The sequence below is a fragment of the Methylobacterium sp. C33D genome (assembly GCF_053345825.1).
Window position 1 is genome coordinate 13,963 of sequence record NZ_JBKFAV010000015.1, and the last position, 26,431, is coordinate 40,393.

Here is a 26,431-nt window from a genome sequence, read left to right on the forward strand (position 1 = left end):
GCGGCGGGACTATCGGCGCCTCAGGCCTTCTTCTCGGGCAGGTTGAGGCGGATGTGCAGCTCGCGCAGCTGCTTGGGGGTCGCCTCGGAAGGTGCGCCCATCATCAGGTCCTCGGCGCGCTGGTTCATCGGGAACAGCACGACCTCGCGGATGTTCGGCTCGTTGCACAGGAGCATGACGATGCGGTCCACGCCCGGCGCGATGCCGCCGTGCGGCGGGGCGCCCATGCGCAGGGCGTTCAGCATGCCGCCGAATTTCTGCTCCAGCACCTCGTGGCCGTAGCCCGCGATGGCGAAGGCCTTCTCCATCACGTCCGGACGGTGGTTGCGGATCGCGCCCGAGGACAGCTCCACGCCGTTGCAGACGATGTCGTACTGGAACGCCTTGATCCCGAGGATCCGCTTGGTGTTCGCGCCGGTCTCGTCCTCGCTCGCGAGGGCGTCGAGGTCGAGCGCGAGGAACTCCTCGCGGTCGATGTTCGGCATCGAGAACGGGTTGTGGGAGAAGTCGATCCGCTTCTCCTCCTCGCTCCACTCGTACATCGGGAAGTCGGTGATCCAGCAGAACGCGTACTGGTCCTTGTCGCAGAGGCCGAGCTCGTCGCCGATGCGGACCCGCGCCTTGCCGGCGAGCCCGGCCGCCCTCGACTCGGGGCCGGCGGCGAAGAACACCGCGTCGCCCGCCTTCGCGCCGGAGCGCCCGGCGATCAGGGCCTGGACCTCGGCGGGGATGAACTTGGCGATCGGCCCCTTGCCGGTGAGCTGGCCGTTCTCCTCCTCGAACACGACGTAGCCGAGGCCGGGCGCACCCTCGGAGCGGGCCCAGTCGTTGAGCTTGTCGAAGAACGAGCGCGGCTGGCTGGCCGCCCCGGTCGCCGGGATCGCCCGGACGACGCCGCCGGAGGCGACGACGCCCTTGAACGCCTTGAAGGCCACGTCCTCGCGGGCGAACAGGTCGGAGACGTCGGCGATGACCAGCGGATTGCGCAGGTCGGGCTTGTCGACGCCGTACTTCAGCATCGAATCCGCGTAGGTGATCCGCGGGAACGCCTTGGTCACGCGCTTGCCCTCGGCGAACTCCTCGAACACGCCGCGCAGGACCGGCTCGACCGCCTGGAACACGTCCTCCTGGGTGACGAAGCTCATCTCGATGTCGAGCTGGTAGAACTCGCCCGGCGAGCGGTCGGCGCGGGCATCCTCGTCGCGGAAGCAGGGCGCGATCTGGAAGTAGCGGTCGAAGCCCGCGATCATCGTCAGCTGCTTGAACTGCTGCGGCGCCTGCGGGAGCGCGTAGAACTTGCCAGGATGGACCCGCGACGGCACGAGGTAGTCGCGGGCGCCCTCCGGCGAGGAGGCCGTCAGGATCGGGGTCTGGAACTCGAAGAAGCCGCCGTCGCGCATCCGGCGTCGGAGCGAGTCGATGATCGCGCCGCGCTTCATGATGTTGGCGTGGAGCTTCTCCCGGCGCAGATCGAGGAAGCGGTACCGGAGCCGCGTCTCCTCCGGGTACTCGAGGTCGCCGAAGACCGGCAGCGGCAGCTCGCCCGCCGGGCCCAGCACCTCGAGGTCGTCGATGTAGACCTCGACCGCGCCGGTGGGCAGCTCGGCATTCTCGGTGCCGGCCGGACGGGTGCGCACGCGACCGTCGATCCGCACGACCCATTCCGAGCGCACGGCCTCGGCGGCCTTGAAGGCCGGGGAATCGGAATCGATCACGCACTGCGTCAGCCCGTAATGGTCCCGCAGATCCACGAACAGCACGCCCCCGTGGTCGCGGATGCGGTGGCACCAGCCGGAGAGGCGGACGCTCTGCCCGACGTCGGACGGGCGGAGCGCCCCGCAGGTGTGGGAACGGTAACGGTGCATGACGGGCTTCTTCTGTGGGAAGGCCGGCACCATTCACGCGAGGCCCCCCAAGTCAAGCGCGGGGGGCGCAGAACGGCGCCGAAAGCCGCGCGCGGCGCGCCCGCCGGCCTACCGTGGGGAGCGCCCAATTCCCATATGATGTCCATGAACGACAACGTCTTTCTCGATCTGGAGCGGCCCGCGAAGGCGGTGCCCGGGCGCGAGCCGGCCGGGTGGCGGACGCTGCCCCTGGAGGGCCGTTTCGACCTCGTCTACGAGGACGCGGCCGGGGCCTGGAGCAGCCGGTCCATCGACGCCCGCGAACTCAGGCTCGGGCCGGGGCGGACGCTGCTCGGCGGCATCGACGCCCGGCGCGGCGGCTATCGCGGGTTCCGGGTCGACCGGATCCGCCGCCTCGTCGACGGGGCCACCGGCGAGCGGGTCGAGACCGGCATCCTCGACCGCCTGCTCGGCCGCGCCGAGGCGCAGCGCCGGGCCGACGCGCTGCGGATCCGCCGGCAGGCACGGGCGCGCCGGAAAGCGGCGGCCGCGGCCGTGGCGTGATCGGCGAGCCGGCGTGGTGCCCGCGTGAAAGGTGAAAGCGTGAAAGATGGGGACCTGCGAAGCCGCGTCTCCCCATGGCGGCCGCGGTTGCGTATAGCCGGTGCATGGACCTGATCACCACCACTGACGCGCTGCGCCAGATCTGCACACGCCTCGCCGAGCAGCCCTTCGTGACCGTCGACACGGAGTTCATGCGCGAGACGACGTATTATCCGAAGCTGTGCCTGATCCAGATGGCGGCACCGGACGGGACCGGCGTGCTGGTCGATCCGCTGGCGCCGGGGATCGATCTCGAGCCGTTCATCGCCCTCATGGCCGACGAGCGCACCGTCAAGGTCTTCCACTCCGCCCGCCAGGACCTGGAGATCATCTGGCTGATCGGCGGGATCCTGCCGCACCCGTTCTTCGACACGCAGGTCGCCGCCATGGTCTGCGGGTACGGCGATTCCGTCTCCTACGAGCAGCTCGTCAACGACGTCGCCAAGGCCAAGATCGACAAGTCGTCCCGCTTCACCGACTGGTCGCGCAGGCCGCTCTCGGAGGCGCAGCTGACCTACGCGCTCTCCGACGTCACCCACTTGGTGAAGATCTACGAGGTCCTCGTCGCCGAGCTGCTGCGGACCGACCGCGGCGCCTGGCTCGACGAGGAGATGGCGGTGCTGACCTCGCCCGAGACCTACCGCGCCGACCCCGCCCAGGCGTGGCGCCGGCTGTCCGGCCGGATGCGCAAGCCGCGGGAGATCGCCGTGCTCATGGAGGTGGCGGCCTGGCGCGAGACCGAGGCGCAGACGCGCAACGTCCCGCGCGGGCGCGTCCTGAAGGATGAGGCGGTCATCGACATCGCGTCGGCGGCGCCGCGGAGTGCCGAGGCGCTCGGTCGCCTGCGGACGATCCCGGCAGGGTTCGAGCGGTCCCGGACGGGGGCCGACATCGTCGCCGCCGTGGAGCGGGGTCTTGCCCGCGACACCAGCGGCGTCCGGATGCCCGAGCGCGTGCGGCGGAGCGGCGGCAACGGCGCGATCGTCGAGCTCCTGAAGGTCCTGCTGAAGGCGATCTGCGAGGCCGAGGGCGTCGCGCCCAAGATCATCGCCACGGTCGACGATCTGGAAGCGATCGCCGACGACGACGACGCCGAGGTCCCGGCGCTGCAGGGCTGGCGTCGGGGCCTGTTCGGCGACAAGGCGCTGGCCCTGAAGCAGGGGCGGCTGGCGCTCTCGGTCGAGTCCGGCCGGATCGTGGTACGCCCCCTCGAGGCCGAACCAGCGACCGTCGGCGCCGGCGCGACCGCATGACGCCGCGGCGACGCTGACAGAACAAACGCCGCGGCCGGGCGTGACTCGCCGCAGGTCCGGGACTAAATGGCAATTGGATTGCCGCTTAATCCCGCCCTTGCGTCCCGCGTATGTTCGAGCCGAACGAGATCCTCAAGACGCTGACCGGGCGCGGTCTCGTATCGGCTGAAGGATGCGAGTCGGTACGCGTCCGTTACCGAATCGTCGTCGAGAGGCGCGAGGGCGGAGTCGTCGCCTACGGCAACCTCTACGGCAGCTACGCCGGCCTCCGGCCGGTCTGGCTCGAGCCGGACGCCCAGCTCCGGCTGTCCAACGGCCGGCGCCTCAACATCTCGGTGACCGATCTGATCGGCGACGTCGCCGAGTTCGAGAGCACCGGCCCCGTCGGCGCCTTCTGACGCCGGCACGCGCTCGTTCACCAGATCACGGGCGGCACCCGGCACCGAGCCGCGAGACGCATCCTGATCCCGGACCGGGACGATTCGGCAATTTGTCGCGCGCGAACCCCGGTTGCGGACGAGGGATCCTTGAAAACGTCGGATGCGGCGACTGGGCGCATAGGGTGGCTTTGGGAGAATTCGGCACCGGATAGCCGCCGAAGCGTCTCGCAGTGCGGTCAGAGTGCAGGCGGCGGCGCCGCGTACGCCCTGGCTTGTTGCTGCCCGTCCGCGCGGACGGCGCATGCTAAACCCCAGCAAAGCTCTCTCGTTTGCAAGGTCTGCATGGGAAACGCACACGTGCCCGTGAGATGGGATCGAGAGAACCCGCAGCCGTTTGTGCGTCGCAACATTTCTTTTCGCATATGCATGACATCGACCCGGTCCGTGTCACGGGCAAAGAAGCTTTCACCGTGCTCCCACAGGCGTCGAACAGCGAGTTGACGGCGCTCAAAAATCTCTTAAGGTCCGGGCAAGCCTCGGTTTCGAGGGAGCCGCCTCAGGGATGGCGGTTCCTGGCTAGGGGATCTGTAGATCTCCTCGAAGTCCACTATGCCCGCTACCGAGGCGTCCATCCCTGTCGCAAACAGTCAGGTCGGAGTCCGAGCGACGCCACTCTCTTCGCGCGCCGTGAGAACTCTCAAGACTTGTCGGAGGAACCCATGAGAGCGGTACATCTCCTTGCGCTCGGCGCAGGTGTCGCGGCCGTCGCCGCGCCGGCGCTGGCCAATGAAAGCGTCATGAAGGGCATCGCCAACCCGGCGGAACAGGTTCTTCAGACGGTGGACTACGCGAACACGCGTTATTCGAAGCTCGACCAGATCAACGCCAAGAACGTCAAGGACCTGCAGGTCGCCTGGACGTTCTCGACCGGCGTGCTGCGCGGCCACGAGGGCTCGCCGCTCGTCGTCGGCAACGTCATGTACGTGCACACGCCGTTCCCGAACATCGTCTACGCCCTGGACCTCGACCACGAGGCGAAGATCCTCTGGAAGTACGAGCCGAAGCAGGATCCGTCCGTGATCCCGGTCATGTGCTGTGACACGGTCAACCGCGGTCTGGCCTACGCCGACGGCGCCATCCTCCTGCACCAGGCCGACACCACCCTCGTGTCGCTCGACGCCAAGACCGGCAAGGTCAACTGGTCGGTCGTGAACGGCGACCCGAAGAAGGGCGAGACCAACACCGCGACGGTTCTGCCGGTCAAGGACAAGGTCATCGTCGGCATCTCGGGCGGCGAGTTCGGCGTGCAGTGCCACGTCACCGCCTACGACCTGAAGACCGGCAAGAAGGTGTGGCGCGGCTACTCCGAGGGCCCGGACGATCAGCTGATCGTCGACCCGGAGAAGACCACCTCGCTCGGCAAGCCGATCGGCAAGGACTCCTCGCTGAAGACCTGGGAAGGCGATCAGTGGAAGACCGGCGGCGGCTGCACCTGGGGCTGGTTCTCGTACGACCCGAAGCTCGACCTCGTTTACTACGGCTCGGGCAACCCCTCGACCTGGAACCCCAAGCAGCGTCCGGGCGACAACAAGTGGTCCATGACCATCTGGGCGCGTAACCCGGACACCGGCATGGCCAAGTGGGTCTACCAGATGACCCCCCACGACGAGTGGGACTACGACGGCATCAACGAGATGATCCTCACGGATCAGAAGATCGACGGCAAGGAGCAGCCGCTCCTGACCCACTTCGACCGTAACGGCTTCGGCTACACGCTGAACCGCGCCGACGGCACCCTGCTCGTCGCCGAGAAGTACGACCCGGCCGTCAACTGGGCGACCAAGGTCGACATGGACAAGGGGTCCAAGAACTACGGCCGTCCGCTGGTCGTGTCGAAGTACTCGACCGAGCAGAACGGTGAGGACACCAACTCCAAGGGCATCTGCCCGGCGGCCCTCGGGTCGAAGGATCAGCAGCCCGCGGCCTTCTCGCCGAAGACCAACCTGTTCTACGTGCCCACCAACCACGTCTGCATGGACTACGAGCCGTTCCGGGTGACCTACACCCCGGGCCAGCCCTACGTCGGTGCGACCCTCTCGATGTACCCGGCCCCGAACTCGCACGGCGGCATGGGCAACTTCATCGCGTGGGACGGCGTCAACGGCAAGATCAAGTGGTCCAACCCCGAGCAGTTCTCGGTGTGGTCCGGTGCTCTGGCGACCGCTGGCGACGTCGTGTTCTACGGCACGCTTGAGGGCTACCTGAAGGCTGTCGACGACAAGACCGGCAAGGAGCTGTTCAAGTTCAAGACCCCGTCGGGCATCATCGGCAACGTGATGACCTACCAGCACAAGGGCAAGCAGTACGTGGGCGTCCTCTCGGGCGTCGGCGGCTGGGCCGGCATCGGCCTCGCGGCCGGCCTGACCGACCCGAACGCCGGCCTCGGCGCGGTGGGTGGCTACGCGGCTCTGTCGCAGTACACCAACCTCGGCGGTCAGCTGACGGTCTTCGCCCTGCCGAACTAATCGGCCGCAGGGTCCACCTGTAGAAATCGGTGCCGGCGCGGGTTCCCGCGCCGGCATCCTTGTGATTAGACTTTCTCGCAAGAGGCTGCGGCTCGGAGGGAGACGAAGGGCCTCGATCCAGGGAGACACATGCGTTGCTCAACCTCAGCAAGATTGTAACGCGGCCGGTTATCGCCGCCCTCGCCCTAGCGACCGTCTCGACGGTTGCCGTACATGCTGAGGATGCCAAGCCCGCCGACCCCAAGCTGGCCAATTCGCTGAACGCGAACGACAGGACCGCCGAGCAGGATCCCAAGCTGCTGAAGCAGGACGCTGCCGTGAAGGTCGAAGACGGCAAATACATGGACGCCGAAGGTCACCCGACGTTCCACGTGACCCAGGACGGCAAGATGCTCGACTGGTACACCTACTCGGGCTACCGCCGCTATCACGCCGAGTGCCACGTCTGCCACGGCCCGGACGGCATGGGCTCGACCTACGCGCCGGCGCTCAAGGATTCGCTGAAGCACCTCTCCTACGAGGAGTTCATCGGCATCCTGGCGGGCGGCAAGCAGGACGTGAACGCCGCCGAGCAGAAGGTCATGCCGGCCTTCGGCGACAACAAGAACGTCATGTGCTACTCGGACGATCTCTACGTCTACCTCAAGGCGCGCGCCGCCGGAGCGATCGGGCGTATCCGTCCCTCGGAGCACGAGGATAAGCCCGAAGCGGCCAAGAAGGCCGAGAAGGAATGCATGGGCTTTTGATGGCGCCGTTCGCCCGGATCCTCGCTCTCTGCGCTCTGTCTTTGGTGACGGCGCAGGGGGCCCGCGCCCAGCACCTTCCGGACACGGTCACCACGGACGTGCTGCGCGTCTGCGGGGATCCGGGCAACATGCCGTTCTCCGAACGCAAGGAGGACGGCTTCGAGAACAAGATCGCGGCGATCATCGCCGACGAACTGAAGATCAAGGTCCGCTACTATTGGCTGACCCAGGGTCCCGGTTTCGTGCGCAACACGCTCGGAACCGGCCTCTGCGACGTCATCATGGGCCAGGCTTTCGGCAGCGACCTCGTTCAGACCACCAATCCGTACTATCGCTCCGCCTACACGCTGGTCACCCGCGCGGGTGAGTTCGACGGCGTGACGGCCCTCGACGACCCGCGCCTGAAGGGCAAGAGCATCGGCGTGATCGCCGGGACGCCGCCGGTGAACCGGATGGGCGAGCTCGGACTGGTCTCGAGCATGAAGGCCTACGCGCCCTATCAGCTCGATCCGTCGCGCAAGTACCAGACGGTCGCCGCGGAGATCGTCGCGGCCCTGGCCGCCAAGGAGATCGACGCGGCCGTGCTCTGGGGACCCGCCGCGGGCTGGCTCGCCAAGCAGTCCGGGACGCCGATGAGCGTCGTGCCGCTGCTGAAGGAGCCGGAGCGGCCGCCGATGGCGTACCGGATCGCCATGGGTGTCCGGCTCGGCGAGAATGACTGGAAGCGGTCGCTGAACACGATCCTGCGCAAGCGCAAGGCCGACATCGACAAGGTCCTGCGCGAGTACGACGTGCCGCTCCTCGACGAGGAAGAGAACAAGCTCGTCACCCCCGGCGAGCGCTGAGGCGCGCCGGGATTGGACCGGCCCGCCGTCAGGCGCGCGCGATGCCGGTCCGGTCGAGCTTCGCCAACGCGTCCACCACGCGCTCGCCGCCGATCACGAGGTCGGGCGCGATCTCGGCCAGCGGAACCAGCACGAAGGCCCGCTCGCGCACGTAGCGGTGCGGCAGGACGAGGCGCGCGTCGTCGATGCTGGCGCCCTCGTAGGCGAGGACGTCGATGTCGATCACCCGCGGACCCCAGCGCTCCTCGCGGATCCGGCCGAGGTCGTGCTCCACCCGCAGGCAGGCGTCGAGCAGGCCGTGCGGGTCGAGGTCCGTCTCCACCGCCACGGCGCCGTTGAGGAACCACGGCTGGTCGGTCTTGCCCCAGGGCGGCGTCCGATAGTCGCTCGAGCGCGCGACGACGGCGATGCCCGGGGTCGCCGCGAGGCCGGCGACCGCGCGATCGAGCATCAGGGCCATGTCGCCGACGTTGCTGCCGATGCCCAGATACGCCCTCATCGGCCGGCTCCGCGGCGGCGCGTGATCGCGACGCCGACGCTGTCCAGGATGGCGGGCACGGGCGCGCTCGGCTTGTCGACCTGCACGGTGATCGCCTCGACGCGCGCGAAGCGCGCGAGGATCTCCGCGGCGACCGTCTCGGCCAGGGCCTCGATCAGGTTGAACCGTCGCTCGGTGGCGATCGCGACGGTCACCGCCGTCAGATCGGCGTAGCTGACCGTGCCGGCGACGTCGTCGGACCGGCCCGCCGGGCCGAGGTCGAGCTCCGCTTCGAGCGAGATGTAGAAGCGCTGGCCCAGCACCGCCTCTTCGGCCAGCACGCCGTGCCGGCCGAACACGGCGATCCGGGAGACGCGGATCAGGTCGCCCGCCATGCTCAGCGCGCCTCCGGCCGCATCACGGCGTCGACGACGCGCATCGCGTCGATATGGGCCGCCACGTCGTGCACGCGCACGATATCGGCCCCGAGGGTGGCCGCGACGGCGTGGGCCGCGAGGGAGCCGTGCAGGCGGTCGGCCGGACGGGTCTCGCGGTCGTGCAGGCGTCCGAGGAGCGACTTGCGCGAGACGCCGACCAGCACCGGGAATCCGAGGGCGCGGAGCTCGGGCAGCCGCCGCAGCGCCTCGAGATGCTGGTTCCAGGTCTTGCCGAACCCGACCCCCGGGTCGAGCACGATCTCGGAATCCGCGAGGCCCGCCCGGCGGGCGATCGCGAGGGACCGCTCGAAGAAAGCCAGCATGTCCGCGAGGATGTCGAGATCCGGCTCGATCGTCTCGCGGTTGTGCATGATGATGACCGGCGCACCGTGTGCGGCCGCCACGGCGGCGATGTCGGGCTCGCGCTGGAGGCCCCAGACGTCGTTCACGATCCGCGCGCCGGCCTCGAGCGCGACGCGCGCCGTGGAGGCCTTGTAGGTGTCGATCGAGATCGGCACAGGCAGCCGCGGCGCCACCGCCCGGATGACCGGCACGACGCGCGCCTGCTCCTCCTCGGCGGAGACCGGGACGTGACCGGGCCGCGTCGATTCCCCGCCGATGTCGAGGATGGCGGCCCCCTCGGCGACCAGCCGCTCGGCCTGGGTCACCGCCGCGGCCTCCCCGGCGAACAGGCCGCCGTCCGAGAAGGAATCGGGCGTGACGTTGAGGATGCCCATGACCAGCGTGCGGCCGCCGAGGGCGGGCAGCAGGTCGGACAGGCGGGAAGAGGCGGTCACAGGCGGGTCCCGTTCACGAACGCGGTTCGGGAGCCGGTGTGCGCGAATCGGGAGGCCGGCGCAACGCCGGCCTCGCCGTGAAACTCAGCCGTGATAGCAGCGGATCTCGGCCTCGGCCTGGGCCCGGCGCAGTTCCGCGACCTTGTCGTCGAAGATCTTGGTCGACTTGAACTCGTTCGCCCGGTTGCCGATGCCCTGCCGCATCGAGAGCACCGTGCTCGCCTGGACGTACTTGTCGTACGGCAGGATCGCGGCGAGTTGATCCAGCGAGCACGAGCATTTCTGCAGGCTCTCGCGGGTCTGGCCGTTGGCGGCCATGCAGCCGAACACGTAATCGACCCGCGCGTCGGTCGGGTAGTCGTTCTCCTCGGCGGCCCAGCCGGCCAGTCCCGACAGCGTCAGGGCGAGGGCGGCCAGGGCGCCCCGTTCAGCCAGCCTTCTGATCATAGCTCAGCTTCTCCTCAAGCAGTTCGCCGCCATCCGCGCTCTTCGACGACGCCTCGATCGAGACGATCTCGCCCGGGACGGAGGGCGCGGTCACGAAGGTATAGGTCATGTCGTCCATGCCGCGCATGCGCTGCGCCATCGCGTCGCCGGCGAACGGCTTCGTCACGACCCGCCAGCCGTCGACCTCGCGGCCGCCGAAATCCACCTTGGTCGGCGTCACGGTCGCCTTCTCGCGCAGACCCTTGCGGATCGCGAGCTTGAGATAGCGCGGATTGGCTTCCAGCACCTTCGCGAGAGCCCGGAGGTGGTTCTCCAGGAACAGCGAGACCACCGGGTTGCCCGCCATGTCCTCGAACGGGCCGGCCGGCATCCGGTTCAGGCCAGAGAACATCACGACGCCGATATCGCGGCCCTCGGCGCTCTTCCCGGGCTCGACCTTCAGCTGGATCGTGTCCTCCAGGGGCGCCCCGAACGGCCCCTTCGAGATCCCCGAGCGGCGCAGGTAGTCGTAGGTCAGCGTCGAGCCCGCCGCGGTGTTCTTCATGTGCGGCTGGTCGAACAGCAGGTCCGCAGCGGAGGGCGGGGCGGCGGCGTTCGCCGGGGTGACGGTGGCGGGCTTCGGCGCGTCCTCGGCGAGGGCCGGCAGCGTGGCCAGAGCCAGCGCGACCGTGGTCGCGGCGAGGCCCCTCACGACAAGTCTTCTCACGAGTTCACTTCCTCCTTGAACGGCGACCGGACGTTGCTGCCGATCGTCCGGTAGACGTAGTCGGGCGGGTTCTCGGCCGACTCCTCGGTGGCCAGCGCCCGCACCTTGGCGTGGAGCGGCGAGAGCGAGCAGGCCGGATCCGTGGCGGCCGCGTCGCCGGCGAGCGCGAGCGCCTGGCAGCGGCAGCCGCCCCAGTCCTTCTCGCGCCGGTCGCAGGAGCGGCAGGGCTCCTTCATCCAGTCGGTGCCGCGATAGGCCGTGAAGGCCGGCGAGTCGCGCCAGATCTCGCCGAGCGAGCGGTCGTTGACGTTCCAGAACTCCAGCCCCGGGATCGTCTCGGCCGCGTGGCAGGGCAGGACCTTGCCCTGGGGCGTGACGTTCATCAGCTTGCGGCCCCAGCCGCCCGCGCAGGCCTTCGGGTACTTGGCGTAGTAGTCGGGCACGACGAGGTCGATGACGAGTTGGCCCTTCAGGCGCTCCCGGGCCGCCTCGACGATCCGGATCGATTCGTCGACCTGCGCCTTGTCGGGCATCAGGGCGGCGCGGTTCACGTAGGCCCAGCCGTAATACTGCGTGTGCGCCACCTCGAGCCGCTTGGCGCCCATCTTCACCGCGAGATCGATGAAGCCCGCCACCTCGTGGATGTTGCCGCGGTGGATCACCGAATTCAGCGTGAGGGGGAGGCCGAGTTCGACCACCTTGGCGGCGAACGCGAATTTCTGCGGCTGGGCATTCTTCAGGCCGCCGATCTTCTCGGCGTTCTGCGCGTCGACGCCCTGCACCGAGAGCTGCACGTGGTCGAGCCCGACGTCGTAGAGGTCCTGCAGCTTGGCGAGCGCACCGCCGACGCCGGAGGTGATCAGGTTCGAGTACAGGCCGAGATCGGCGCAGGTCTTGGTGATCTCGACGATGTCGTTGCGCGCCGTCGGCTCGCCGCCGGACAGGTGCACGTGCAGGACGCCGAGCGCCGCGGCCTCCCCGAGCACGCGCTGCCACGTCTGCGTGTCGAGCTCGCCCGACCGGCGGTCGAGCTCCAGCGGGTTCGAGCAGTACGGGCAGCGCAGCGGGCAGCGGTGGGTCAGCTCGGCGAGCAGACCGACCGGGGCCGGCGCATCGGGGCGGTTCGGCGTCAGCGCGTTCATCGCTCGAGAACCCGTTTCTCCGCGAGGCCGTCGAGCATCACCAGGATGTCGGTCTCGATAGCGCGGGGATCGGCCGCGTAGGTCTTGCCCAGCTCGTCCGCGATGTCGGCCACGCTGCGCGCGCCGTCGACGAGCTTCAGGACCGCCACGGCATTGTCGTCGAGGTCGAATGTGCGCTCGGGGGCGAGCAGGACCCACTTGCCGCGGGTCTCGTCGTTGCGCAGCCGGACGCCGCGCGGCAGCCGCGGGCGATCGCCGGCCGCCATCTTCCCGCCGGCCGCACCCGGCACGGCCCGCGACGCCTCGGCCACCAGACCCTCGCCGGGCTGCCACGCGTCGGGCGGGACCATGCCGGGGGCCACGTAGGCGAAGTACAGGGCGTCGAGCTGCGTCCACAGCACGGTGCACTTGAATGTCAGCGCCGCCATCGCCTGCCGCTGCAGCTCCGGCGTCGTGGCGTGCTGCTTGACGTAGTCCAGGGCGAAGTCCGCGTCCCGCGGCGCCTGGGTCAGGCGCTTGTCGAAGTAGGCCAGCGTGTCCTTGGTGATGAAGTCGTAGTTCTTGAGCATCCCGGCGACGCGCTCGGAGATGATGGTCGGCGAGAACATCTCGGTCAACGACGAGGCGATCGCCTCCAGGAGCGTCCGCTCGGAGACGAAGTGGACGTAGGCCTCGACCGAGAACTTCGTGGCCGAGAGGATACCGCGGGTCGACAGCACGTAGTCGCGATCGAAGCCCACGCCCTCGGCCAGCTTGAGCCAGCGCTCGATGCCGCCGTCGCCCTCGTGGTCGCCGTCGTGGTCGACGATCCGCTGGCGCCAGATCCGCCGCAGCGACGCGTCAGTCATCCGCGCCAGCACGGCGGCGTCCTTCACCGGGATCATCGCCTGGTAGTAGTAGCGGTTCAGCGCCCAGGCCCGGACCTGGTCCTTGGACAGCTTGCCGTCGTGCAGCAGCCGGTGGAACGGGTGCAGGTTGTGGTAGCGGCGCGCGCCGATGTCGCGCAGGGCCGCCTCCAGTTCCTCGGGACTCAGGAGACGCTGGCTGTCGGCGGCATCGGGGGTCGGGAAAATGGCGTTCATGGCTTGTCCGGCGTCCGTCCTGAGGTCGCGTTTCCTGTGTTCCGATCCCGCCCTCGTGCGCGGGGCGACTGTCCGGGCTCAGCCACGATATAGTGCCGCCCCCCCGGGCGCCCAACCATCGCCGGCTACCGTCGGTCGCGCATATGGCCGCGGCGCGGGAATCGGCAGGCCGCTGACGCTCGGTCCTAGAGCACCAGGCTCAGCCCGTCATGCGCCACGGTCCAACCGGCCGCCTCGACATCGGCCCGCTCCGCAGAGCCCTCGACCAGGACCGGGTTCGTGTTGTTGATGTGCACGAAGACGCGGCGCCCGATCTCGACCGAAGCCAGGGCGTCGATCGAACCGTTCCCGCCGCGCATCGGCACGTGGCCCATGCGCCAGCCGGTCTTGGTGCCGACGCCGGCCCGGATCATGTCGTCGTCGTGCAGGACGGTGCCGTCGAACAGGAGCGCGTCGACGCCCGCGATCCGCGCGCGCACACCGTCCGTCACGCGGGCACATCCGGGGATGTAGGCGAGGCGCCGGCCGCCGGCCTCGATCAGCGCGCCGACCGTGGTCTCGGTCTCGGCGCCGATCTCCATGGTCTCGTCCTCCAGCCACAGCGGCACCTTGCCGGGCACCGGGAAGAGGGTGACCGCCAGGCCGGGGAGGGGCTCGAAGCGCTGGTCCATGCCGATCGGTCGGCGGGCGACGACGCCCTCGGCCATCACGTCGAAGACGCGGTTGGCGTTGACCGAATCGAGGATCCCGCGCGTGCCGTAGAGGGTGTAGGGCTGACCCTCGCGCAGCGTCAGCAGACCCGCGACGTGGTCGACGTCGCCGTTGGTCAGGAGCACGGCGCGGATCGGCGAGTGGCGCAGGCCCTCGCGCGGATGCATCTGCGGGTTGTCGAAGAGCTGTTGCCGGATATCCGGCGAGGCGTTGATCAGCAGCCAGTCCGACCCGTCCGCGGAGACCGCGATGCTCGACTGGGTCCGGGGCCGCACCCGGTCCGGTTCGGACCGCGCCAGCGTGCAGATGGGGCAGCGGCAATTCCACTGGGGAAGGCCGCCGCCGGCCGCCGAACCGAGGATCACGACGCGCATGGTGCGGCTCCCGAGATCCCCGGCCCGTGAAACTCAGTTGAAGGTGTCGATTTCTGCCGACTCGTAGCTCGTCACTTCCATGCCGACGCAGATCTCGGACACGATCGGGGCAGCCCACTTCATGGTGTTTCTCCTCAGGCGATATCTTCACCGAGTGTCACGCGGTTCCTAAGAGGACCCTAAGACACTGATGGCGCTCTCATTTCCGGCGCCGGAGAGGTATCGACGATTCACGCGCGGGCTTCAAGCACTAAGTTGCCGGATCCTCCCAAATTTTTCGTGACAGACTTCCTAAACGCCCGGAAACCATCACGAAACACGCGGAGCTGCGACTAAAGTACAGGGGCCTACTGGCGGAAGTCGGGGCCGCGCAGTTCGAGCATGAATCCTTTACCCCGCACGGTGACGAGCCCCGGGCCCCCGTAGCGGACGAAATCGGCCATCTTGGAGCGCAGGTAGCCGATATAGACGTCGACCACGTTGAGGGAGAGCCCGCCCTGGCTCGCCCAGAGCCGGTCGAAGATGTCGGCGCGGGAGACCGGCTTGCCGATATTCTCCATCAGCATGGCGAGGAGGTCGGCCTCGCGGGGCGTGAGGCGGGCGCTGGCCTCGCCGCAGCTCGCCTGGCGGGTCTCGAGGTCGAGCATCAGCTTGCCGGCGGTGATGCGCGAGCGCGGCGCCTCCGCCTGCTCGCGCCGCATCAGGTGGGTCCGCAGGCGGGCGACCAGCTCGTCGAACTCGAACGGCTTGATGATGTAGTCGTCGGCGCCGAGCGCGAGGCCCTCGGCCCGGTCGCGGATCTCGTCGCGGGCCGAGAGGAACAGGATCGCGCCCGGGAATCCGCCCTCGCGCAGGGACCGGCAGACGTCGTGGCCCGAACCGTCCGGGAGGTTGATGTCGAGCAACACGGCGCCGGGGGCCGGATCGTGGGCGGCCTTGAGGGCCTCGTCGACGCAGGCCGCGGTCCCGACCTCGAACCCCTCGGCCTCGAGCCCTCGGGCGAGGAGGCCGCGGATGTCGATATCGTCCTCGACGATCAGGATCCGCGTCATGCGGCCGGCTCCTTCACCTGCGCGCCCACGTCGGCGTCGACGGCAGCACCGCCGACCGGGCCCGTTTCCCATGCCGGATCGCAGGCCGGGATGTCCAGGGTGACCCGGGCCCCGCGCCCGTCCGGCCCGGGCCCGAGCCGGATCGCGCCGCCGTGCTGCTCCACGATCCACCGCGCCAGGGCGAGCCCGATGCCGAACCCGGTCTCGTCCGGTCCGGCGCCCGACCCGCGCTTGAAGCGCTCGAACAGCGCGTCCTCGGACGCGCCGAAGCCGGGACCGTCGTCGGTGACGGTGATCCGCCCGACCGGCCCGGGACCTGCCGCCAGGGCGACCTCGACCCGGGTGAGGCCGGCGGCGTGGCGGAGCGCGTTGTCGACGAGGCTCTCGACCGTCTGGCGCATCCACTCGCGGTCGGCGAGGCTCTCGACGTCCCGGGTGCCGGGATCGAGGGTGAGGCCGACCCGGCGGCGCGCCGCCTCGGAGCTCATGTTGTCGACCGCCTCGGCGAGGACCTGGGCGAGCCCGAGACGGCGCTTGTCGAAGGCGATCTCGCCGGTTTCCGAGCGGGCGACGCGCAGGAGGTCCTCGACGCGCAGCTTGAGGCGCTGCGCCCGCTTCTTGATCGTCGCGAAGACCGGACCCGGATCGGCGCCGCGGGTGGCGCCGCGCAGGGCGAGGTCGCACTCGCCCAGGATGACCGTCAGCGGCGTCCGCAGCTCGTGGCTGACATCGGCGAAGAAGCGGCGGCGGGACTGATCGACGGCTTCCAGGCGGGCGTTGGCGGCGCGCAGATCGGCGGTGCGCGCCGCCACCGTGTCCTCCAGCGCCGCCCGGTCGGCCGCGACCCGCGATTCCCGGCGGGCGAGGCGGGCGGCCATGCGGTTGACGTTGGTCATGAGCAGGCCGAGCTCGTCCCGCGTGGCGACGGAGAGGCGCGTGTCGAGGGCGCCGTGGCCGATGGCGCTCGCGGCGCGGCGAACCTCCTCGATGCGGGCCAGGGTCGGCCGGGTGACGCCGCGGTACAGGATCGCCAGCAGCACCAGGGCCGCCGCCACCGCGGCGGCCGCGGCCACCCGCAGGCGCTCCGACAGCGCCCGGGCCTGCTCGGAGCCGAGCGCCATGCTGCGCCGCTCGGCCTCGATCAGGAAGGAGAGCGGCTGGCCGGTCATGGCGCCGAAGCCGTTGAGCGCGCCCTTGATCGCGTCCTGGCGCCGCTCCGGATCGGTCTGGCGGCTGATCAGCGACACCTGCCGGTCCAGCACCGCGCGGGCCGCGCGCAGCTGCGCCATGGGGCGGGTCCGCGCGGCGTACTGCATCCGGTCGGCCGGGTCGTCGCTCGGCGGGAAACTCTTGGCGAGCGCCTCGTCCACGGTGGTCAGGGCGCGGTCGGCGTTGTCGCGGGCGATCGCCATCGCCTCGGGCTGGCCGTCGGGATTGCCGACCGTCTCCACCGCCGCGAGACCGAACTGCGTGAGGCGGCCGGACAGCTCGGCGAGCAGTTCCAGGCGCCGCTGGGCCTCGAGGGTCCGGTCGACGGTGCGCTCCGCCGCCCCGATCGCCACCAAGGCGGCCGCGGCGGCCAGCACCACCACGATGGCGGTGCCGCCGAGCAGCAGCGCGAAGCGGACCTTCAGCGAGCGCATCGTCCCCGTCCCGCCCTCAATCCCGCCGCGCGGGCGGGCCCGAGCATGGCACCGCCTGGGCGCCGAACCAAGGTGCCGTCACAGGTCCTTCGGCAGGCTTCCCTTCGCGGCGCAGCGCCACCGCTCCACGTGCCATTCCGGATGCGCGGCCTGCCAAGTGGCGAGCGCGCTCTGCGAATTGCGCAGGCACACGAAGGGGCTCGACTTCTCGAAGGACATCTCGATCCGGTCCTCGCGGCAGGTCGAGGGCTGGGCGACGAGACAGATCGACAGCAGCAGCAGCATGGGCGCCTCCCCGGGCTGCCGGCCTCGTGCGGGCCGGCTTGGCGGGGAGCATAGGACGCGTCCACGCCCCTTGCCCAGGCGGCGTCAGGCCGCGACCCAGATCTCACCCTTGGCGATCGTCGCGAGGTCGCCGGAATAGCGGCGCAGCGGCTTGCCGAGGAGGTCGGCGTGCTCGGCGCTCAGGCCGCGCAGGGCCTTGGCCAGCAGCCGCAGGAACACGAGGTCGTGCGCTCCGGTCTCCACGAAGGTGGGCGACATCCGGCCGTGGCTGCCGACGAGGAGCGTCCCGCGGCGCATGCCGAGGCCGGGATGGTCGCCGACCGCGAGCGCCGCCAGGGTGCCGGCGATCATGCGCGAGCCCGCGAAGGCGCCCGCGCGGCCGGCCACGATCGTCCCGCGCCGCATCCGGTCGCCGAGATGCGCCCCGGCGCTGCCCCGGATGATCAGCGTCGCGCCGTCGAGCCCTGCCTTGGCGGCGTAGACGGCGCCGCCGGCATAGTCGCCCGCATCGCCCTCGACGGTGATCGTGCCGCCGGTGGCGCCCGAGGCCGCGTAGGGCCCGGCATTGCCGGTGACGATCACGCTGCCGCCCGCCATGCCGGCGCCGAGGCGCTGGCCGACATCGCCGGTGACCCGGATCGTGCCCTCCGACAGGGAGGCGCCGACCCGGTCGAGGCGCTCGTGGCCGCCCTCGATGGTCAGGGTGTCGGAACCGTCGAGCGCGACCGCGAAGCAGTCGCCGAGGCGCACGCCGGTCCGGGTCGTGCCGATCTCGAGGCGCTCGGCCTCGCCCTGGGACAGGCGGCTGAGCGCCAGCGGGTCGATGTTCAGGAAGTCCAGCCGCTCGGGCGGGGCCGCGCGCAGGGTGAGGGTGCTCACGGCTCAGCCCTCCGGCTTGGCGTCGTCGCGCGCGATCAGGTCGCGCAGGTGGTAGTGGTGGCGGCCGAGATTGCCGCCGTAATTGCCGGCCGTGACGGCGATCAGCCCGTGCTTGCCGCCGATCTCGGTGGCGGCGTGCAGGCCGGCGCGCATCGAGTCGGACACGCCCTGCGAGGTGAGGGCGTCGATCACGATCTCCAAGACCACGCCGCACTCGGCCGGGAGCGCCGAGCCGGCGCGGCCCTTCAGCGTCGGGCAGTAGGCGTCGTTGGTCGAGGCCATCATGCCCTTGGTCCGGCCGCCGACCTTGGAGCCGGAGCGGACGATGCCGCCCGGGAACGGCAGGATCGCGCCCGGGATCGCCTTGGCGGCCTCGACGGCGATCTCGGCGACCTTGAGCGTCTCGGCGTGGTTCCGCCCGAGGAACAGCAGGTTGCCGCCGCCGACCGCGCCGTCGACGGCCCGGACCGAGTCCTCGCAGAGGAACTCGCCGTCCATCACCGGGATGCGCCAGTAGCGCCGGGCCTTGCCGCTGGCGTCGGGCAGGCGCTTGGCCACCGCGAAGCCGTCACCGAAGTAGCGGATCGCGCCACCGAGCTTGATCCTGGTCGGCCCGTCGACGCCCGCGTAGCAGGCGGTGCCCGGGCAGGTGAGGATGCACTGGCCGACGCGCTTGATCAGCTGGTCCTTGAGGCCGTTCGGCTCGAAACCGAACAGCAGGATGCGCACGCCCGGCCGCCCGTCCGGAGTCTCCTCGGGCGACAGCTCGGCGTCGATGCCGGCCTCGGCGCCGCAGCCGATCACCGAGGTGGCGAAGCCGGTCATCGTGGTCGCGGCGATCATCGCCCACTTGGCGGTGTCGTTCGTGACGATGATGGCCGTGCCGGCCACGTCGAACGCCTCCGCGAAGGTGTCGACGACCGGGATGCCGTTGAGGGTGAGGTCAGACATCGTACTTCCCGCGGCTCGCCCCGCTGATCACGCCCGGCATGGAACCGCCTCGAAGTTCTCCCGGCCCTCGCCGAAGGCCGCGTCGGGCACGGCGAAGCTGTCGAGGCCCTCGCCGAACCGCTCCGTGAGGTAGGTGTCGGCGCGCTTCGCCATGGCCTTGTCGGACTCGACGGTCAGCGACAGCGTGCGGCCGGCGCGCCACTCCACGACCTCGCCGTCCTCGACGATCGGCACGCCGTCCTTGAGGACGAGCTTGGCGGCGGTGAACATCGCGGTGCGATTCGCGTCGTCGCGGTAGACGGCAACGTCGGCCCGGGCACCGGCCCGCAGGTGGCCGCGGTCGGCGAGGCCGAGGAGCTTCGCCGGTCCGGACCGGGTCAGCTGCGCGATCTCGGAGAGCGTGTACTCGCGCTCCAGTCCCGCAAGGCTCGAGCGCTCCCCGACGACGCTCGGCAGCGTCGCGATCTCGCGGTCGCGCTCCGTCTTGTCCATCAGCAGGTGGATGATGCGGGGATACTGGGTGAACGGGCCGCCGTTCGGGTGGTCGGTGGTCAGGATCGTCCGCTCCGGGTCGGTGGAGAGCAGCATGATCTCCAGGCCGATCGCCCATTGCAGCGAGCTGGTCGGGCCCCGGGGCCGGTACAGGAACGGCACCACGCCGCCGCCCTCGGCGTCGCCCGCGTTCAGCACCCACTTCTTCGGCTTGGCGCCCTTCCGGCCGGCGAACTGGCGGAGGATGTCGAGGGACACCGTCACGGTCTGGCCGAACACGACCTGCCCGATATCGAGGGTGGCGTTCGGGTTGTCGGTGATCGCCTGCGCGATCCGCTCGGCGGCCGAGCGGAAGCCGCCGGTGCCGGGATTGGCCGGGTCGACCGCGCCGTAGGCGTAGAACTGCGCGTGGGCGAAGTGGATGCGCCGACCCTCCGCCGCGTCCAGCGTCGCCATGAAGCTGTCGTCGGCCCCGGGCAGGCCGAGGTTGTTGCAGTGGACGTGCAGCGGGTGCGGGACGCCGATCTCCTCGACCGCGTCGAGGAGCGAGCCCATGATCTGCCGGGTCGAGAGCCCGTAGCAGGGGATCTCGTCGTCGAGGGAGAGGCGCAGGGCCCCGTCCTTGAAGGCCGAGGCGCCGCCCGCGTTGATGCACTTGACCCCGAGGCCGCGCGACTGGGCGACCGACAGGGCGACGAGGTCGCGCACGGCGTTGCCGCCCTGACCCTCGCGCAGGAGCTGCAGGAGCTGGTCGTCGTTGCCCATCACGGTCAGGGCGCCGCGGTCGAGCAGCGGGATGTCGGCGAGCTCGAGCTGCGTGCCCAGCGCGTGGGTCGGCGGCATCGCCGGCTCGACGGCCGTGGTGTAGCCCATCCGCGCGTAGGTCGAGCCGATCCAGGCCGCCGCCCCGCCCGCGTGGGCGAAGGGATGGCCGTCGGGCGCCGCCTCGCTGACGTAGAGGTCGGGCAGGAGCAGCCGCGAGGTGATCACGTTGCCGCCGGCGATGTGCGAGTGCACCTCGACGCCGCCGGCCATCACCACGCAGCCCGCGGCGTCGATCACGGCGTCGGGCTCGCGGCCCGGCGGATCGATCACGCGGCCGTCCTCGATCCAGACGTCGCCCACGGAATCGCGGGACGCGGTCGGATCGACGACGCGCCCGCCCCGGATCACGCTCAGCATGCGGGTTCACTCCTCGACGCGGCCGGGCCCGTGACCAGGCGCTCCTTCAGGGCGCCCAGCACCGACGCGGCCGACGGCAGATCCGACGGCGCCGAGGCCGGCCAGAAGGTCAGCGCGGCGCGCTGCTCGTTCCACAACACGCCGCCGTGGTCGCGGCCGGGCTGGCCGACCGCGATCACCACCTCGGCGGCCCCGGCCTCACCGTCCGCGACCAGCGCGACGGAGGGGACGTTCGACAGCCAGTCCGGGCGCGACACCGGGACGGCGCCGAGCCAGAGAACGGCGTCGACCTCGCCGGCGGCGACCTGCCGGGCGGCGTCGAAGCGCCAGGGATCGTGCTCGGGCACGCGGCGCCCGAAGCCGCTGCGCGGCGCTTGCCCGGTCAGCCAGGCCGAGACCGGCACCACCGCCCGGTCCTGGCCGGTGCCGCCGACCGCGAGGGTGAAGCAGCGGGTCGTCTCGCTGAGCTCCATGGCGAGGCCCTGGAGCATCTCGATGCCGACCTCGCCCAGTTCGGCGGCATCGTAGAGGAGGATTCCGTACTGCGCGGCGGCGAGCCGGGCGGCGATCTGGCCGGGGAGATCATCGCCGGCGAGGTGGCCGCGGGCGTGGGCGCGCAGCACGCCGACCGCCTCGGTCAGCCCGCCCTCGGCCGGCCAGGACAGGGACGCGGTGGCGTTGGCGCCGACGGCCAGCAGGGTGCGGTCCGCCCCGGCGGCGCGACCGCGGCCGGGCTTGCCGTCGACGAGGCGCTTCAGGAGCGGCGCCTGCCAGGGGGCGGCGCCCACAACCAGCACCACGTCGGCGCGCCCGACGGCCTCGGCGGGCGTCGAGGTCAGCGCCCCGACCCGGCTCAGCGCTCCGAGGTCCGCGTAGGTGCCGGCCGAGCCGGCGGTGTCGACGGAGGCGCCGATGCGCCCCGCGAGATCGTAGGCCGCGCGGATCGCGGCCACGTCGGCGCTGAGGCCGGCGATCACCGGCGCGCGCGCACTGGCGAGGAGGGATGCGGCCGCCTCGATGGCGGTGCCCGCGTCCGTCGCGCCACCCTTCACCCAGGCTGCCATGCTCCCTCTCGCAACGTTCTTGCTTGGTTTCGGAGCGGGCGACGGCCGTAAGACCGGACGAAGCGGGTGCCCCTCGAGCCCGAGGGTTCCCCACCGAATCGGAATGGCTCATCCGCCCGGCATGTCCGGGCAGGCGGCAAACTCGGCGCGCCGTCGCGGGCCTAGGTTTGCCTTCATCCGCGCACCGCGGCAAGGGGGTCCGGCGGCGATGCGCGTCGGGAAGTGAATCGCGGGTATCGCTTCATCGCCGCGCGGTCTCCGCGATCGATCAGTCCTGCGCCGTCGGCGGGCACGATCCGCGCGCGTCCACGTTGCCCGGGTCCGGGCCGCGTGTGAAAAGCGCGCCGCGCAGGGGCCGGACCTGCGGGATTCGAGGCGGGATTCGAGGGAAGAGCGTTGGGCGAGGTCCCCGAACGGAACGAGGCGACGGCGGACGGTGCCGTGCGGGTCGAGGCGCCGGCGCGGCTGCATTTCGGCTTCCTGGACCTGCATGGCGGGCTCGGCCGGCGCTTCGGCAGCATCGGGCTGGCCATCGACGCGCCGTCCCTGATCCTGACCGCCCGCCGGGCGGCCCGGCCCACCGTCACGGGCTCGGAGGCCGACCGGGTGCGCGGCTACGTCGAGGCCGCCGCCGCCCATCTCGGGCGCGGCGGGGACGTCGCCATCGATGTCGAGCGGGTGATCCCGGCCCATGCCGGGTTCGGCTCGGGCACGCAGCTCGCCCTCGCGGTGGCGGCCGCGATGGCCCGCCTGAACGGCGAGCCGTTCGCGGCGGAGGCCTTCGCGGCGACCCTGGACCGGGGCAACCGGTCCGGCGTCGGCCTCTGCGCCTTCACCGAGGGCGGGCTCATCGTCGACGGCGGCCGCGGCGCGGATGGCGGGCCGCCGCCGGTCATCGCGCGCCTGCCCTATCCCGAGGCATGGCGAATCGTCCTGATCCTCGATCCGAGCATGGCCGGCGTGCACGGGACGCGCGAGGTCGAGGCCTTCCGCGACCTGCCGCGGTTCCCCGAGGCGCAGGCCGCCGAGATCTGCCGGATCGCGCTGATGCAGGTGCTGCCCGCCGTCGCCCTGGCGGAGCCGCAGGGCTTCGGCGCCGGCATCACCCGGATCCAGACGCTGATCGGCGACCACTTCGCGCCCCATCAGGGCGGCCGCTACGCCAGTTCCGCGGTGGCGGAGGCGCTCGCCGCCGTCGCCGCGCGGGGCATCGCGGGCTACGGCCAGTCCTCCTGGGGGCCGACCGGCTTCGCGCTGGTCCCGTCCGAGGCCGAGGCCCGCGCCCTGGTGGCCGGCCTCGACCGGGGCGGCCCCCTCCGGTTCGTCATCGCCCGGGGCCGCAACGGTGGCGCTTCGGTAACCGGTCCGGCGTGAGCCGGCCGCCCCGGGCTTGACCCGGGCCGCCGCTCCGGTTTTGACGGAGGGAAGGCGCCTCTCTCGCGCGCCGCACGAGGATTCCATGGCCCGCTCGATCCTCCACATGCTGACGCCGCTCCGGCACATGAGCCCGTTCGACGTGAACATGGCCGTGGATGCCGGGTTCGAGACGGTGGTGACCTACACGGAGGTCAGCCTCGCCGACGTCGTCTCGCTGACTCAGGATTCGATCTTCTCGCGGTCGCCGGCCGACGGGACGCGGACGGGCATCTTCATCGGCGGCAAGAACGCCGAGGACGCCCTCGACATGGTCGATCGCGCCAAGAAGGCCTTCGTGCCGCCCTTCGTGAACCACGTCTTCGCCGACCCGGCGGGCTCGTTCACCACCGGCGCCGCCATGGTGGCGCAGGTCTCCCGCGCCCTGCGGCAGAAGTTCAACACCGACCTCACCGGCAAGCGCATCGTGATCTTCGGCGGCGCCGGCGTCGTCGCCTACGTGGCCGCGGTGATCGGTGCCCTGCAGGGCGCCACCACCGTCCTGGTCGGCCACGACGGCGAGGAGCGCGTCTCGAAGATCGCCTTCACGATGAAGTGGCGCTTCGGCATCGAGGTCGGCGCCGTCGACGGCACGACGCCCGACGATCGGCGCGCCGCCATCCGCGACGCCGACGTCATCCTCTCGGCCGGCCCGGCGGGCATCCCGATCCTCACCGCGGAGGATCTGGAATCCGCGCCGAAGCTGCTCGTGGCGTCCGACGTCAACGCCGTGCCGCCCGCCGGCATCGCGGGGATCGACGTCAACGCGGTGGACGTCGCGCTGCCGACGGGCAAGGGGGTCGGCATCGGCGCGCTGGCCGTCGGCGACGTGAAGTACAAGACGCAGCGGCGCCTGTTCGACCGGATGCTCGCCTCCGACACGCCGCTGTGCCTCGACTTCCGCGACGCCTACGCGCTCGCCGTGGAGATCGCCGGCTAGGCCGCTCCCGGACCGGATGCCGATGGCGGACGCGGTCCTGATCGCCGCGCAGGCCGGGCGCTCCCTGGCCGAGGCGGCGCGGCGCGCGGGGCTCCGGCCCTACGTCGCCGACCTGTTCGGCGATTCCGACACCCGCGTGCTGGCCGAGGCCTACCGGCAACTGCCGGGCCGCTTCGGCACCCGCCCCGCCGCCGACGCCACCCTGGCGGCGCTCGACGACCTCGCGGCGCGGGCCGGGAAGCCGGTCGGCCTGATCCTCGGCAGCGGCTTCGAGGACGCGCCCGACCTGATCGCGCGCCTCTCCGCGCGGCACCGGCTCATCGGCGCCTCGGCCGGGACCGTCGCCGCCCTGAAGGAGCCCCTGGCCTTCGCGGCCCTGTGCGCGCGCCTCGGCGTGCCGCATCCGGCCGTGACGGCCGCGCCGCCGGCTGACCCCGCGGGCTGGCTTGTCAAGCGGATCGGGGGCTCCGGCGGCAGCCACATCCGGCCGGCCAGCCGGTCGCCCGCGCCGGCCGGCCACTATCTGCAGGCGCGCGTGCCGGGGCGGCCGCACGCCCTGAACGTCCTCGCCGACGGCCGCGCGATCCGCGTCCTCGCGGTCACCGAGCAGTGGTGCGCGCCGTCGCCGATCCGCCCGTTCCGCTACGCCGGGGCGCTCGCCCGCGGCGCCGGGGAAGACTCGGCGCTCCCTGCCGACCTCGTGCAGGCCGTCGCCGCCGGGATCGAGCGGATCGTCGCCGCGACCGGCCTGCGCGGCCTCGCCAGCGCCGACCTGCTGGTCGACGGGACCGACTGGTGGCTCACCGAGATCAACCCGAGGCCCGGCGCGACCCTCGACGTCCTCGACCGGCGCGGGACGCCGCTGCTCGCGGCCCACGTCGCGGCCTGCCTCGGCACGATGCCGGAGCCCGGACCGCATCCGGCGGGTGCGGCGGCCGCGCAGATCTGTTACGCGGACCGGGAGCTTGCGCCTGTGCCGGACCTCGATTGGCCGGACTGCGTGCGCGACCGCCCGTGCCCCGGCTCGGCGGTCCGCCGCGACGCGCCGCTCTGCACGGTGCTGGCCGAAGGCGCGGACCGGGCGGAGGTGCTCGCCCTGTTGGAAACGCGGACGGCACACCTGCGGGCCGTCTGCGCGGCGAAGAAAACACACCCCGAGGAAGCCCCGTCATGAGTGCCAGCCCGACCTATCCCAGCATCAACGCGCTCGCCGGCCCGCTGGTCGAGCGGCTCGTGGCCGACGCCGCGACGCTGCGGCTCTCCGTGTCGCAGGCCGCCGGCGGCGCCCGCATGGTCGATGCCGGCGCGCAGGCGCGGGGCTCGATCGAGGCCGGGCGGCGCATCGCCGAGATCTGCCTCGGCGGCCTCGGCACCGTCACCATCGCGCCGAGCGGGCCGATCGCGTCCTGGCCGTACTCGGTGACGGTCCATTCCGCCGACCCGGTGCTCGCCTGCCTCGGCAGCCAGTACGCGGGCTGGAGCCTCGCGGACGAGACCGGGGATTCCGGCTTCTTCGCCCTCGGCTCCGGCCCGGGCCGCGCGGTGGCGGCCGTCGAGGAGCTGTACCAGGAACTCGGCTTCCGCGATTCCGCCACCAAGACCGCCCTCGTGCTGGAAGCGGCCGGCGGCCCGCCCGAGAGCGTCGTCGCCAAGGTCGCGGAGGCCTCCGGCCTCAAGCCCGAGGACCTGACCTTCATCTTCGCGCCGACCCAGAGCCTCGCCGGCTCCACGCAGGTCGTGGCCCGCGTCCTGGAGGTCGCCCTCCACAAGGCCCACACGGTCGGCTTCGACCTGCACGCCATCGTGGACGGGATCGGCTCGGCGCCGCTGTCGCCGCCGCACCCGGACTTCATCAAGGCGATGGGCCGCACCAACGACGCGATCATCTACGGCGGCCGGGTCCAGCTCTTCGTGGACGCCGACGATTCCGACGCCAGGCAGCTCGCCGAGCAGCTGCCCTCCACGACCTCGAGCGACCACGGCGCGCCCTTCGCCGACATCTTCGCGCGGGTGAACGGCGACTTCTACAAGATCGACGGCGCCCTGTTCTCGCCGGCCGAGGCGATCGTCACGTCGGCGCGCTCCGGCGCCACCTACCGCGGCGGCCGCCTGGAGCCGACGCTGGTCGACGCGTCCTTCGCCTGAGGGCACGCGGGGCGC

The 26,431-nt window shown here is 71.2% G+C and carries 27 protein-coding genes; 10 read left to right on the forward strand and 17 right to left on the reverse strand.

Translation table 11 applies throughout. The annotated features are described in order from the left end of the window. Positions 1–20: 20 nt before the first annotated feature. Positions 21–1,865 carry an aspartate--tRNA ligase gene (gene aspS / locus ACLBXO_RS13720; RefSeq protein WP_331315663.1) on the reverse strand — a complete coding sequence of 615 codons (1,845 nt, stop codon included), beginning with the start codon at positions 1,863–1,865 and terminating at the stop codon, positions 21–23. 144 nt (positions 1,866–2,009) lie between these two features. Between aspS and ACLBXO_RS13725 the strand changes: the two genes are divergently transcribed. The 6 genes from ACLBXO_RS13725 (at position 2,010) to xoxJ (ending at position 8,196) form a co-directional block, all read left to right on the forward strand. Further along, the gene (locus ACLBXO_RS13725) at positions 2,010–2,408 is read left to right on the forward strand and encodes a hypothetical protein (protein WP_447685698.1); all 399 of its coding nucleotides are present in this window, start codon (positions 2,010–2,012) and stop codon (positions 2,406–2,408) included. A gap of 104 nt (positions 2,409–2,512) precedes the next feature. Then, the gene (rnd, locus tag ACLBXO_RS13730) at positions 2,513–3,700 is read left to right on the forward strand and encodes a ribonuclease D (RefSeq protein WP_447685699.1); all 1,188 of its coding nucleotides are present in this window, start codon (positions 2,513–2,515) and stop codon (positions 3,698–3,700) included. Between the two features lie 110 nt (positions 3,701–3,810). Then, positions 3,811–4,098, forward strand: a complete 288-nt coding sequence (locus ACLBXO_RS13735) for a hypothetical protein (protein ID WP_447685700.1) — start codon at positions 3,811–3,813, stop codon at positions 4,096–4,098. 701 nt (positions 4,099–4,799) lie between these two features. Then, complete coding sequence (xoxF1, locus tag ACLBXO_RS13740; protein WP_331315659.1) at positions 4,800–6,605, forward strand: lanthanide-dependent methanol dehydrogenase XoxF1; 1,806 nt, start codon at positions 4,800–4,802, stop codon at positions 6,603–6,605. A gap of 134 nt (positions 6,606–6,739) precedes the next feature. After that, on the forward strand, positions 6,740–7,351 hold the full coding sequence (locus tag ACLBXO_RS13745) for a c-type cytochrome, methanol metabolism-related (RefSeq protein WP_331290232.1): 612 nt from the start codon (positions 6,740–6,742) through the stop codon (positions 7,349–7,351). Then, on the forward strand, positions 7,336–8,196 hold the full coding sequence (xoxJ, locus tag ACLBXO_RS13750) for a rare earth element methanol dehydrogenase accessory protein XoxJ (RefSeq protein ID WP_331315658.1): 861 nt from the start codon (positions 7,336–7,338) through the stop codon (positions 8,194–8,196). The genes ACLBXO_RS13745 and xoxJ overlap by 16 nt, the downstream gene beginning before the upstream one ends. A gap of 28 nt (positions 8,197–8,224) precedes the next feature. On the opposite strand, the gene folK is transcribed toward xoxJ, so the two are convergent. The 16 genes from folK to ACLBXO_RS13830 all read right to left on the reverse strand — a co-directional run bounded on the left by folK (position 8,225) and on the right by ACLBXO_RS13830 (position 21,918). Beyond that, entirely contained in the window at positions 8,225–8,695 is a 471-nt protein-coding gene (folK, locus tag ACLBXO_RS13755; protein WP_447685701.1) for a 2-amino-4-hydroxy-6-hydroxymethyldihydropteridine diphosphokinase, read from the reverse strand. Beyond that, positions 8,692–9,069 (reverse strand): dihydroneopterin aldolase, encoded by a 378-nt coding sequence (gene folB / locus ACLBXO_RS13760; protein ID WP_331315654.1) that lies wholly within the window; start codon positions 9,067–9,069, stop codon positions 8,692–8,694. The genes folK and folB overlap by 4 nt, the downstream gene beginning before the upstream one ends. 2 nt (positions 9,070–9,071) lie before the next feature. Further along, the gene (folP, locus tag ACLBXO_RS13765; protein ID WP_331315652.1) at positions 9,072–9,908 is read right to left on the reverse strand and encodes a dihydropteroate synthase; all 837 of its coding nucleotides are present in this window, start codon (positions 9,906–9,908) and stop codon (positions 9,072–9,074) included. Between the two features lie 84 nt (positions 9,909–9,992). Next, complete coding sequence (locus ACLBXO_RS13770; RefSeq protein WP_091678351.1) at positions 9,993–10,355, reverse strand: hypothetical protein; 363 nt, start codon at positions 10,353–10,355, stop codon at positions 9,993–9,995. Next, entirely contained in the window at positions 10,336–11,046 is a 711-nt protein-coding gene (locus ACLBXO_RS13775) for a hypothetical protein (protein ID WP_447685702.1), read from the reverse strand. Before ACLBXO_RS13775 ends, ACLBXO_RS13770 begins: the two co-directional genes overlap by 20 nt. 11 nt (positions 11,047–11,057) lie before the next feature. After that, on the reverse strand, positions 11,058–12,203 hold the full coding sequence (pqqE, locus tag ACLBXO_RS13780; protein ID WP_447685703.1) for a pyrroloquinoline quinone biosynthesis protein PqqE: 1,146 nt from the start codon (positions 12,201–12,203) through the stop codon (positions 11,058–11,060). Continuing rightward, entirely contained in the window at positions 12,200–13,285 is a 1,086-nt protein-coding gene (gene pqqC / locus ACLBXO_RS13785) for a pyrroloquinoline-quinone synthase PqqC (protein ID WP_331315648.1), read from the reverse strand. The genes pqqE and pqqC overlap by 4 nt, the downstream gene beginning before the upstream one ends. A gap of 185 nt (positions 13,286–13,470) precedes the next feature. Then, a complete protein-coding gene (gene pqqB, locus ACLBXO_RS13790; protein WP_447685704.1) occupies positions 13,471–14,370 on the reverse strand; it encodes a pyrroloquinoline quinone biosynthesis protein PqqB in 900 nt (299 codons plus the stop codon). A gap of 33 nt (positions 14,371–14,403) precedes the next feature. Continuing rightward, positions 14,404–14,493, reverse strand: a complete 90-nt coding sequence (gene pqqA / locus ACLBXO_RS13795; protein ID WP_012317526.1) for a pyrroloquinoline quinone precursor peptide PqqA — start codon at positions 14,491–14,493, stop codon at positions 14,404–14,406. Between the two features lie 224 nt (positions 14,494–14,717). After that, positions 14,718–15,422, reverse strand: coding sequence for a response regulator transcription factor (locus ACLBXO_RS13800; RefSeq protein ID WP_020091831.1), 705 nt, complete (start codon positions 15,420–15,422; stop codon positions 14,718–14,720). Further along, positions 15,419–17,065, reverse strand: coding sequence for an ATP-binding protein (locus tag ACLBXO_RS13805; RefSeq protein ID WP_447685705.1), 1,647 nt, complete (start codon positions 17,063–17,065; stop codon positions 15,419–15,421). The genes ACLBXO_RS13800 and ACLBXO_RS13805 overlap by 4 nt, the downstream gene beginning before the upstream one ends. Positions 17,066–17,143: 78 nt before the next feature. Next, positions 17,144–17,350 (reverse strand): hypothetical protein, encoded by a 207-nt coding sequence (locus ACLBXO_RS13810; RefSeq protein WP_012317529.1) that lies wholly within the window; start codon positions 17,348–17,350, stop codon positions 17,144–17,146. Positions 17,351–17,434: 84 nt separating this feature from the next. After that, positions 17,435–18,229 carry a formylmethanofuran dehydrogenase subunit C gene (locus ACLBXO_RS13815; RefSeq protein ID WP_331315642.1) on the reverse strand — a complete coding sequence of 265 codons (795 nt, stop codon included), beginning with the start codon at positions 18,227–18,229 and terminating at the stop codon, positions 17,435–17,437. A 3-nt stretch (positions 18,230–18,232) separates the two neighbouring features. Then, positions 18,233–19,180: a formylmethanofuran--tetrahydromethanopterin N-formyltransferase gene (fhcD, locus tag ACLBXO_RS13820; protein ID WP_447685706.1), complete on the reverse strand. Its 948-nt coding sequence runs from the start codon at positions 19,178–19,180 to the stop codon at positions 18,233–18,235. 27 nt (positions 19,181–19,207) lie between these two features. Continuing rightward, on the reverse strand, positions 19,208–20,854 hold the full coding sequence (locus tag ACLBXO_RS13825; RefSeq protein ID WP_447685707.1) for a formylmethanofuran dehydrogenase subunit A: 1,647 nt from the start codon (positions 20,852–20,854) through the stop codon (positions 19,208–19,210). Continuing rightward, the gene (locus tag ACLBXO_RS13830; protein ID WP_331315637.1) at positions 20,848–21,918 is read right to left on the reverse strand and encodes a formyltransferase; all 1,071 of its coding nucleotides are present in this window, start codon (positions 21,916–21,918) and stop codon (positions 20,848–20,850) included. Before ACLBXO_RS13830 ends, ACLBXO_RS13825 begins: the two co-directional genes overlap by 7 nt. 396 nt (positions 21,919–22,314) lie before the next feature. Here ACLBXO_RS13830 and ACLBXO_RS13835 point away from each other — a divergent pair, with 396 nt between their 5' ends. The 4 genes from ACLBXO_RS13835 to mch all read left to right on the forward strand — a co-directional run bounded on the left by ACLBXO_RS13835 (position 22,315) and on the right by mch (position 26,416). Then, a complete protein-coding gene (locus ACLBXO_RS13835; RefSeq protein ID WP_447685708.1) occupies positions 22,315–23,292 on the forward strand; it encodes a beta-ribofuranosylaminobenzene 5'-phosphate synthase family protein in 978 nt (325 codons plus the stop codon). A gap of 85 nt (positions 23,293–23,377) precedes the next feature. Continuing rightward, on the forward strand, positions 23,378–24,271 hold the full coding sequence (locus ACLBXO_RS13840) for an NAD(P)-dependent methylenetetrahydromethanopterin dehydrogenase (RefSeq protein WP_331315633.1): 894 nt from the start codon (positions 23,378–23,380) through the stop codon (positions 24,269–24,271). Between the two features lie 22 nt (positions 24,272–24,293). Continuing rightward, positions 24,294–25,445 (forward strand): ATP-grasp domain-containing protein, encoded by a 1,152-nt coding sequence (locus ACLBXO_RS13845; RefSeq protein ID WP_447685709.1) that lies wholly within the window; start codon positions 24,294–24,296, stop codon positions 25,443–25,445. After that, a complete protein-coding gene (gene mch, locus ACLBXO_RS13850) occupies positions 25,442–26,416 on the forward strand; it encodes a methenyltetrahydromethanopterin cyclohydrolase (protein ID WP_447685710.1) in 975 nt (324 codons plus the stop codon). The genes ACLBXO_RS13845 and mch overlap by 4 nt, the downstream gene beginning before the upstream one ends. Positions 26,417–26,431: the final 15 nt, after the last annotated feature.

What these genes read in the sequence shown, in the direction of transcription:
- ACLBXO_RS13810 (WP_012317529.1), bottom strand. Translation starts at nt 17,350, where the DNA reads ATGCTGCTGCTGCTGTCGATCTGTCTCGTCGCCCAGCCCTCGACCTGC.
- xoxF1 (WP_331315659.1), top strand. Translation starts at nt 4,800, where the DNA reads ATGAGAGCGGTACATCTCCTTGCGCTCGGCGCAGGTGTCGCGGCCGTC.
- fhcD (WP_447685706.1), bottom strand. Translation starts at nt 19,180, where the DNA reads ATGTCTGACCTCACCCTCAACGGCATCCCGGTCGTCGACACCTTCGCG.
- ACLBXO_RS13725 (WP_447685698.1), top strand. Translation starts at nt 2,010, where the DNA reads ATGAACGACAACGTCTTTCTCGATCTGGAGCGGCCCGCGAAGGCGGTG.
- xoxJ (WP_331315658.1), top strand. Translation starts at nt 7,336, where the DNA reads ATGCATGGGCTTTTGATGGCGCCGTTCGCCCGGATCCTCGCTCTCTGC.
- pqqE (WP_447685703.1), bottom strand. Translation starts at nt 12,203, where the DNA reads ATGAACGCGCTGACGCCGAACCGCCCCGATGCGCCGGCCCCGGTCGGT.
- folK (WP_447685701.1), bottom strand. Translation starts at nt 8,695, where the DNA reads ATGAGGGCGTATCTGGGCATCGGCAGCAACGTCGGCGACATGGCCCTG.
- ACLBXO_RS13825 (WP_447685707.1), bottom strand. Translation starts at nt 20,854, where the DNA reads ATGCTGAGCGTGATCCGGGGCGGGCGCGTCGTCGATCCGACCGCGTCC.
- folB (WP_331315654.1), bottom strand. Translation starts at nt 9,069, where the DNA reads ATGGCGGGCGACCTGATCCGCGTCTCCCGGATCGCCGTGTTCGGCCGG.
- ACLBXO_RS13830 (WP_331315637.1), bottom strand. Translation starts at nt 21,918, where the DNA reads ATGGCAGCCTGGGTGAAGGGTGGCGCGACGGACGCGGGCACCGCCATC.
- pqqB (WP_447685704.1), bottom strand. Translation starts at nt 14,370, where the DNA reads ATGCGCGTCGTGATCCTCGGTTCGGCGGCCGGCGGCGGCCTTCCCCAG.
- rnd (WP_447685699.1), top strand. Translation starts at nt 2,513, where the DNA reads ATGGACCTGATCACCACCACTGACGCGCTGCGCCAGATCTGCACACGC.
- pqqA (WP_012317526.1), bottom strand. Translation starts at nt 14,493, where the DNA reads ATGAAGTGGGCTGCCCCGATCGTGTCCGAGATCTGCGTCGGCATGGAA.
- pqqC (WP_331315648.1), bottom strand. Translation starts at nt 13,285, where the DNA reads ATGAACGCCATTTTCCCGACCCCCGATGCCGCCGACAGCCAGCGTCTC.
- ACLBXO_RS13840 (WP_331315633.1), top strand. Translation starts at nt 23,378, where the DNA reads ATGGCCCGCTCGATCCTCCACATGCTGACGCCGCTCCGGCACATGAGC.
- ACLBXO_RS13770 (WP_091678351.1), bottom strand. Translation starts at nt 10,355, where the DNA reads ATGATCAGAAGGCTGGCTGAACGGGGCGCCCTGGCCGCCCTCGCCCTG.
- aspS (WP_331315663.1), bottom strand. Translation starts at nt 1,865, where the DNA reads ATGCACCGTTACCGTTCCCACACCTGCGGGGCGCTCCGCCCGTCCGAC.
- mch (WP_447685710.1), top strand. Translation starts at nt 25,442, where the DNA reads ATGAGTGCCAGCCCGACCTATCCCAGCATCAACGCGCTCGCCGGCCCG.
- ACLBXO_RS13800 (WP_020091831.1), bottom strand. Translation starts at nt 15,422, where the DNA reads ATGACGCGGATCCTGATCGTCGAGGACGATATCGACATCCGCGGCCTC.
- ACLBXO_RS13845 (WP_447685709.1), top strand. Translation starts at nt 24,294, where the DNA reads ATGGCGGACGCGGTCCTGATCGCCGCGCAGGCCGGGCGCTCCCTGGCC.
- ACLBXO_RS13805 (WP_447685705.1), bottom strand. Translation starts at nt 17,065, where the DNA reads ATGCGCTCGCTGAAGGTCCGCTTCGCGCTGCTGCTCGGCGGCACCGCC.
- ACLBXO_RS13735 (WP_447685700.1), top strand. Translation starts at nt 3,811, where the DNA reads ATGTTCGAGCCGAACGAGATCCTCAAGACGCTGACCGGGCGCGGTCTC.